This is a genomic window from Bacillus sp. CCB-MMP212 (assembly GCF_022748145.1).
Lineage (GTDB): Bacteria > Bacillota > Bacilli > Bacillales > Bacillaceae_G > Bacillus_A > Bacillus_A cereus.
In genome coordinates, this window is sequence record NZ_JALDQE010000022.1 from 41612 (window position 1) to 48340 (window position 6729).

Below are 6729 nucleotides of genomic sequence, written 5' to 3' on the forward strand. Positions count from 1 at the left end.
ATGAGAAGCTTATTTTTTATCGACATGATAGATTTGATATACATCTCTTTTCGACAAATCTCGATCTTTAGCGACTGTTTTAATCGCTTCTTTTGAATTCATACCTTTTTCATTTATATAGTGTTCAATATGATCATATACTGAAAGAGATTCCCACCATTGTTCTTCTGGAGCAGGTTCTTCTGTTGAACCAGCTACTAAAATACAAAACTCACCACGTACTTCATTTTGCTTCGTCCACTCAATTGCTTCTTGAATTGTCCCTCGAATAAATTCCTCAAATTTTTTCGTTAACTCTCGACACAATACAATCTCTCTATTTCCCAACACTTCCTGCATCGAAATTAAAGTATCATCTAAACGATGAGGCGCTTCATAAAACATCATTGTAGTTTGTACATAACGAAGCTTTTCTAACTCCATCTTCCGTTCCTTTTTGTTTCTCTGCAAGAAACCATAGAAATAAAACTGCTTTGTTTCAAGACCGGATGCAATTAATGCTGTAAGGGCTGCATTTGCTCCAGGAAGCGGAATTACATGATATTGCTCAGCTACTGCCTCAACAACAATATCGTAACCCGGATCAGAAATACACGGCATACCAGCGTCACTAACAAGTGCTACATTCTTTCCATCCTCTAACTTCTCTAATATTCTCTTTCCACTTACTTCTTTATTATGCTCATGATAACTCGTGACAGGTGTTTCAATTTCAAAATAATTACAAAGTTTTTTCGTTTGTCTCGTATCTTCAGCAGCAATTAAATCAACTTCTTTTAAAATTCGGATTGCACGAAATGTCATATCTTCTAAATTTCCAATAGGAGTTGGTACTAAATATAAAACTCCCTTTTCATTTTGTTGAAAGCTTTTTTGTTGCCACATAGCGTTCTCCTTTTTGCATATATGCCTCTTTTTGTTTTCTCGTTAATTGCTTAAAGTAATACTCCGCTTGCATAGCTGTACGCTTATCATCATGGGTCTCTACATATTTTAAAACGACAGGAAGCCTGACGCGTGTATACTTAGCTCCTTTGCCGCTATTATGAGTCTGTATTCGTTTTTCTATATGGTTTGTATATCCAGCATAATAACTTCCATCAGAGCACTCTACCACATAAAAAAAATGCTTATTCTTCTCCATATAAAATTGAACGTATCTCCTTTGTATATTCGTTATTGTTCTCATATACAACGAGAGGTGGTAAAATTTTTAAATCTGCATTTCCATCCTTAATTCCTTCAATTAACAATGTATTTGCTTCTTTTCCAACCTTAGGATAAACAAATCGCACACGCTTTGGTTCAATTTTATATTTACGCATTAATGTGACAATGTCGAGTAATCGCCCTGGACGATGTACAAACGCCACTTTCCCACCTTGTTTTACTAACTGACTACTTGCAGATACAACATCTTCTAATGTACACATAATTTCATGACGAGCTATCGCTAAATGTTCATTCATATTTTTCTCTGAAGTTTGAGGTGTTTGAAAATATGGTGGATTACATGTAACAACATCATATTGATGACGTCCGAGTTTCTCTGGCATATCTTTCAAATCTCCATGTATGAGGTGAATTCTTTCTTCCAGCCCATTATATTGAACACTTCTTACTCCCATATCATATAAGCGTTCTTGAATTTCCACACCAGTAATCTTTCCTTTTGTTCTTGTACTTAATAGAAGGGGGACAACTGCGTTACCTGTACACAAATCAAGTAAATTCCCCTTTTGAATTGGTACCCATGCAAAATCTGCCAGTAAAACAGCATCTAAAGAAAAATTAAATACTGATGGGCTTTGTATAATCTTCATGTCTTGCGCTAATAAGTAATCTAAACGTTCATCTTCATATAAATTCATATACTGCTCCTTTTCTTACCCTTAACCTACCCTATTTCATGTATAAAAAATTACCTTTCCAATTATAATTGGAAAGGTAATTTCACTTTTTATTTAAGAATGACAGACAGAACAAACAATCTCCCTCTTTACGTACACTTCCATAATGCAGATTGCAAATATGAAAACCTTCTTGATACAGTCTCGCTAAATTGTCATAGCCTTCACCAATATCTGTTTTCGGCTTCACTTCTTTACGCTTTTGAGTTTTTTGTTTTTCTTTATTCTGCACTTCTTCAAAACGGTGTCGCAAATTGTTATTTTCCATTTTTATATGCTGGTTTTCTTCCAACAACTCTGCAAGATGCTGTTTTAACTCTCCCAACTGTTTGTATAAATGTCCAATTTGCTCTTCCATACTAGAAACCGATTCAAAAATATCTTTTTTCTCCACAAGCACCCACCTCATTAATCTGTGGTTTGACTCGAAACGACCCCTTTATTCACTAACTCATCTAACGTATATTCTACTATCCGTTCCTTGTCTACTAGTTCCACTTGAATTAATCTTTCTAAAATATTTAATCCGATCACACGGCCAGTACCATGCGGGGTTTGTATACGTTGATCTAAATCAGGAAGTTGTTCCTTTGCTGCCTCATATTCATCATTCTCATATTTTAAGCAACACATTAAGCGACCACATAAACCAGAGATTTTTGCAGGATTTAATGATAAATTTTGATCCTTTGCCATTTTAATGGATACAGGTTCAAAATCTCCTAAAAAAGTAGAACAACAAAGCATACGACCACATGGACCAATACCACCTAGCATCTTCGCTTCATCACGAACACCAATTTGTCTTAGTTCAATTCTTGTTCTAAAAATTGCCGCTAAGTCCTTCACTAGTTCGCGGAAATCAATCCGACCATCCGCAGTAAAATAGAAAATAATCTTATTACGATCGAATGTATACTCTACATCTACAAGTTTCATATCAAGATTATGCTCTACTACCTTTTGCTGACAGACTTGATATGCTTCTTTTGCAGCATGTTTGTTCTCTTCAACAATGGTACGATCATTTTCATTTGCAATACGAATAACCTTTTTTAGCGGTAATACAACGTCGTTTTCATCAACTTGCTTTTTGGTAATAACTACTTTTCCGTATTCAATACCTCTTACCGTTTCTACAATAACAAACTCATTTTCAGAGATATCGAACTGATTTGGATCAAAGTAATATACCTTTCCGGCCTTCTTAAAGCGAACACCTACTACATCATACAAAACGGTCATCCCTCCTGCAACCGCAACACTAACTGTTCGAACACAAGCTGCGCATTTACATTAGCGTTGATTCTATTTTTTGCCTCTAATATATTAAAGAGAGCTGATACAATGCGCTTCTGAGCATAGGAAAACGATTCAAACATCTCTTTCTGCTCATGAAAAACAAGACGATCTTCTTCTCCAAGTTGAACATATAGTAAATCCTTATAAATAAGGAGTAACATATCTAACCCTTGCTGTAATTGTTCTTTCTCTCCAAAGTGTTTTCCCCATTTTTCTTGTACAAAAAAAATAGAGGTTTTATCTTTTTCGAGCGCTTCACATAATTTTATCACTAAAGCTCGTGCTTGTGCAAACCATTCATCACTACATAAAGCTAAAGCTTCATCAAAACTATTTGTGAGTTGAGCAGCAAGTGTCGATAAAGATGCTGTAATACCTTCTTCCTGTAATCTTCTAATTAAAGATTCTGTAGGTAACGGTCTAAACGTAACAACTTGGCAACGAGATAAAATCGTATTTAAAATTTGATGACTTTGTTCAGTAAGTAAAATAGCGGTTGTATCACTACTTGGTTCTTCTAAAAATTTCAAAAGTGTATTTGCCGCATTTGCTGTCATACGATCTGCGTGCTCAATAATATATAATTTTTTATTTGCCTCTAATCCTGTTTTTGAAAACTCTTCTTGTAAATCATGAATTTGCTGCTTCTTAATAGATAATCCGTCTGGTTTTACAATATGTAAGTTAGGGTGGTTACCTGAATCAATTCGCTTACAATTTGTGCATACATGACAGGGCTCTACTCCATTCCGCTGAGAACAGAGGAAACTCTTTGCCATTTGAATTGCTGTCGCAAACTTTCCCGTACCTTTCCCTCCCTCTAACAAGTAAGCGTGGGATATACGCTCTTTTGCAATGCTATTCATCAACATTTTTACACCGATGGGTTGTATAGCAGAAAGCTGCTCCCACGTCTTCATCATAATGCATACCTCACTTATTTCATTCTTTCCTTCTATTATAACAATTTATCTTCTATAATCTGAACAACTTCTTCTATAAGTTTTTCCATCGGCTGATCAGCATTTACCAATACAATACGCTCCGAGAAACGTTCTACAACTTGTAAATACCCTTCGCGCACACGTTTATGGAAAGAGATATCTTCCATATCTAGTCGATTTACTTCACGTCCTGCATCTTTTTCAATCCGAGCCAAGCCAACCTCAGGCTCAATGTCTAGATAAATTGTTAAACTAGGCATACAGTCCTCTGTTGCGAAACGATTTATTTCAAATACCTTATCCATACCCAATCCTCTTGCATAGCCTTGATATGCTAAAGAACTATCTATAAAACGATCACATAACACGAGATAGTTCTCATTAAGTGCTGGCATAACTTTTTCTACTAAATGTTGTCTGCGCGCAGCAGCATAAAGAAGCGCTTCTGTACGTGCTTCCATCATCGTATATTCTTGTTTATGTAAAATCGTCCTAATGTCCTCAGAAATTGCAATACCACCTGGTTCTCTTGTCGCCATTACCTTTTGTGCTTTTTGTTCAAAATATGGCAATAAGCTTTTAATTAACGTTGTTTTACCTGAACCTTCTGGGCCTTCAATTGTTACAAATAATCCCTTCATCCTAAAACCTACTTTCTATATCATACACTTTCATATATTTCGTATTACCTTGAAAACGAGCTCCTGCTCTCTCTAAATACATAATTTGCTCTTTATGCTCTGAAGTAATTCTCTCTCCATACATAACCAATGGAATCCCAGGTGGATACGGAATCACCATTTCCGCCGCTATCATTCCAACAGCCTCTTCTATAGATACTATCCTTGTTCCATATCTTTCTAGTTGTTTATACGTATACGGCAACGGAGAGAATTCACCTTTATAAGTATAACGAATAGATTCCCTCTTGTCTTTCACGTCATAATGTTGCAATGCTACTCGGATCATCTCTATAACCTTCATATACCCCTCATTTGCTTGCAGGGGTAAAATAAATAGGACATTGTACGGATCAGCCATCTCTGTATATATACCGACCTTTTCAAATACGGACTGTAATTCGTACCCTGATAACTGACAACGAGTTTGTACGGTAACCTTTAACTCGTCTTGCAACGGATATTCTAAAATGGCGATTTGGGGAATAGAACGTAACCGTTCCTTAAATCTCCGTAAAAACTCAACAATTTCACCATGACCTTCTTCTTTTATACGCGCCATTGTAAAGCGTGCTATATCCAAGGAAGCCATAATTGGATACGATGGACTACTAGATTGTAGCATACTTAAATAAGTAGTAACCTTCTCTTCGTCTACTAAGTAACTATTTATATGTAAATAGGAACCCATTGTCATTGCGGGTAATGTCTTATGTGCAGAATGCACTACAATATCTGCACCATATGTTAACGCTGATTTCGGGAATGGTTCTCCTAAACAAAGATGTGCCCCATGTGCCTCATCTATCAAAACAGGGATTTCATGTGCATGTGCAAAAGCGATGCTTGCCTCTAAATCCATGCCCATACCATAATAATTAGGATGCGTTAGAATGAGTGCTTTCGCATTTGGATATTTTCCAATTGCTTTCTTAATAATTTCATTACGAACTCCCACTGGTACGTTATAAGTTTCATCAATCCATGGATCTAAAAAAATGGGATTTGCTCCCGCTAGTTTTAAACCATTAATAATTGATTTATGACAATTTCTTTGTACAAGAACAATATCATGTTCCCCACAACAAGACAAAATCATCGCTAAGTTCCCGACTGTTGAACCATTAATTAAAAAATAACTTCTCTTTGTATCATACACTTCAGCCAGTAATTGTTGTGCCTCATCTATACATTCAAACGGACTATGCAAATCATCTAGTCCTGCTAACTCAGTTACATCAATAGATAGAATATCTTTAAACTCTCTTATTGCCTTCTGAGGGAAGTTTAAACCATTCTTATGACCTGGGACATGAAAGGATAACGGCCCTCTTTCTTTAAACTCGATTAACGCCTCATATAAAGGCATATGATTTTGATTCATCTACATCTCTTCCTTATTATTCATTCTCCATCTATTATACAGAACAAAAAAAATAATAGGCATATGCCTATTTAAAAATATGATACTTCTAATTTTCGAAGTTGCTTTAAATAATGTATATATTTCGGATCATCTGTCTCTGTATTCACCATATCCTTTTCACATTCATAACATATTAAATTATTATAAACATATATACCTTCTTTTCTTTTTGTCTCACAAACAATACAAACTTCACTTTGTAATTTCATAACCTTCCCTCCCTATTTAAGTGAACCTATTTTATACTTCTAATCCTTAACAATTTCCAGAAAAATATACACCCATCTCTTATATAATATGATTAACTCTTGGGCAACGTGTTTGTATTACCATTACTTCTTTCCCATTCTTTTTAACAATACAAAAAAACACAAGTCAAAAGACTTGTGTTTTTAGTTGCTTGGCGACGTCCTACTCTCACAGGGACAAGGTCCCAACTACCATCGGCGCTAGAGAGCTTAACTTCC

Annotated in this window: 9 protein-coding genes; all 9 read right to left on the reverse strand. The window is 35.6% G+C overall.

Annotation, left to right across the window (positions count from 1 at the left end; all coding sequences use genetic code 11):
• Positions 1–9 precede the first annotated feature (9 nt).
• Complete coding sequence (rsmI, locus tag MRP26_RS29950; RefSeq protein WP_000267824.1) at positions 10–885, reverse strand: 16S rRNA (cytidine(1402)-2'-O)-methyltransferase; 876 nt, start codon at positions 883–885, stop codon at positions 10–12.
• Complete coding sequence (locus MRP26_RS29955; RefSeq protein ID WP_000414350.1) at positions 854–1144, reverse strand: GIY-YIG nuclease family protein; 291 nt, start codon at positions 1142–1144, stop codon at positions 854–856. The genes rsmI and MRP26_RS29955 overlap by 32 nt, the downstream gene beginning before the upstream one ends.
• On the reverse strand, positions 1131–1871 hold the full coding sequence (locus MRP26_RS29960) for a tRNA1(Val) (adenine(37)-N6)-methyltransferase (RefSeq protein WP_001055355.1): 741 nt from the start codon (positions 1869–1871) through the stop codon (positions 1131–1133). The genes MRP26_RS29955 and MRP26_RS29960 overlap by 14 nt, the downstream gene beginning before the upstream one ends.
• Before the next feature lie 82 nt (positions 1872–1953).
• The gene (gene yabA, locus MRP26_RS29965) at positions 1954–2304 is read right to left on the reverse strand and encodes a DNA replication initiation control protein YabA (RefSeq protein WP_000412063.1); all 351 of its coding nucleotides are present in this window, start codon (positions 2302–2304) and stop codon (positions 1954–1956) included.
• Between the two features lie 14 nt (positions 2305–2318).
• A complete protein-coding gene (locus MRP26_RS29970) occupies positions 2319–3146 on the reverse strand; it encodes a PSP1 domain-containing protein (RefSeq protein WP_000272429.1) in 828 nt (275 codons plus the stop codon).
• Positions 3147–3151: 5 nt separating this feature from the next.
• Positions 3152–4135, reverse strand: a complete 984-nt coding sequence (gene holB, locus MRP26_RS29975) for a DNA polymerase III subunit delta' (protein WP_000978578.1) — start codon at positions 4133–4135, stop codon at positions 3152–3154.
• A 35-nt stretch (positions 4136–4170) separates the two neighbouring features.
• Positions 4171–4797 carry a dTMP kinase gene (gene tmk / locus MRP26_RS29980; RefSeq protein WP_000677220.1) on the reverse strand — a complete coding sequence of 209 codons (627 nt, stop codon included), beginning with the start codon at positions 4795–4797 and terminating at the stop codon, positions 4171–4173.
• A 1-nt stretch (position 4798) separates the two neighbouring features.
• A complete protein-coding gene (locus MRP26_RS29985) occupies positions 4799–6220 on the reverse strand; it encodes an aminotransferase class I/II-fold pyridoxal phosphate-dependent enzyme (protein ID WP_064531870.1) in 1422 nt (473 codons plus the stop codon).
• 71 nt (positions 6221–6291) lie between these two features.
• A complete protein-coding gene (locus tag MRP26_RS29990; RefSeq protein ID WP_000776279.1) occupies positions 6292–6471 on the reverse strand; it encodes a sigma factor G inhibitor Gin in 180 nt (59 codons plus the stop codon).
• Between the last annotated feature and the right edge of the window lie 258 nt (positions 6472–6729).